Annotated in this window: 1 protein-coding gene; it reads left to right on the top strand. The window is 59.2% G+C overall.

Going from position 1 to position 1,139, the window contains the following annotated elements; all coding sequences use genetic code 11:
- Positions 1 to 54: 54 nt before the first annotated feature.
- Positions 55 to 1,139 (top strand): IS630 family transposase (locus OQZ28_RS17535; protein ID WP_458136697.1); only part of this gene is annotated, 1,085 nt, incomplete at its 3' end.

Raw genomic sequence — 1,139 nt, 5'->3', positions numbered from 1 at the left:
CTAGTGTCCTGATCGAGAAGTTTATATGATTATCCTGATGGCAGGGGTAATCGAATGGGACGTGTAGCGGTTGCGATTGAACTGACGGCATTGGAGCGTCAGGAACTGGAATCTCTGGCAAGGGCGCGCAAGACGGGCCAGGCGCTTGCGCGGCGAGCCCGTATTGTCCTTGCCGCAGCCGATGGGCATGAGAACAAGGCGATCCGTGACCTGACGGGCGCGGACATCAACACGGTTGGCAAGTGGCGCCGGCGTTTTGCAACGGACCGTCTGGACGGGCTTTACGATGAACCCCGGCCGGGGACACCACGCTCGATCGGCGACGGGGAAATCGCGGAGACGATCCGCCGGACACTGGAAGAAACCCCGCGCGGTGCTACGCATTGGTCGCTGCGCTCGATGGCACAGGCCGTGGGATATGCACCGTCAACGATCCATCGCATCTGGAAAGCGTTCGGGTTACAGCCGCATCGAACAGAGACCTTCAAACTGTCGAACGACCCCCTCTTCGTGGAGAAGGTCCGCGACATCGTTGGTCTGTATATGGCACCGCCGGAGCGTGCGCTGGTACTGTGCGTGGATGAGAAGAGCCAGATCCAGGCGCTGGATCGCAGCCAGCCCATGCTCCCGATGCGGCCCGGCCAGGTCGAGCGGCGGACACATGACTATACCCGCCACGGTACGACCTCACTGTTCGCAGCTCTCGACATTGCCACCGGCACCATCATTGGAAAGTGTTATCCGAAGCACCGATCCACGGAATTCCGCAAATTCCTTGACCAGATCGAAACCAATGTGCCGACTGACCTCGATATCCATCTGGTGATGGATAACTATGCCACCCACAAGACGAAGCTGATCCGTGACTGGTTGGCCAGGCGCCCGCGCTGGCACGTTCATTTTACGCCGACCGGGGCCTCATGGATCAATCAGGTGGAGCGGTTTTTCGCTCTCGTCACTGAAAAGCAGATCAGGCGCGGCATTCACCGTTCGACCGAAGCCCTGGAGGCCGACATCAGGGCTTTCATCGCCGTCCATAACGAACAGCCCAAGCCCTTCAAATGGACCAGATCCGCCGACGACATCCTGCAGGCCGTCAAGCGATTCTGCCTCCGTACTACCAAAATCAGCGAAACTTC

The organism is Komagataeibacter sp. NFXK3, from assembly GCF_054182245.1.
Note: the sequence above shows the minus strand (reverse complement) of the source record. Positions and strands in the feature narration are given on the sequence as shown.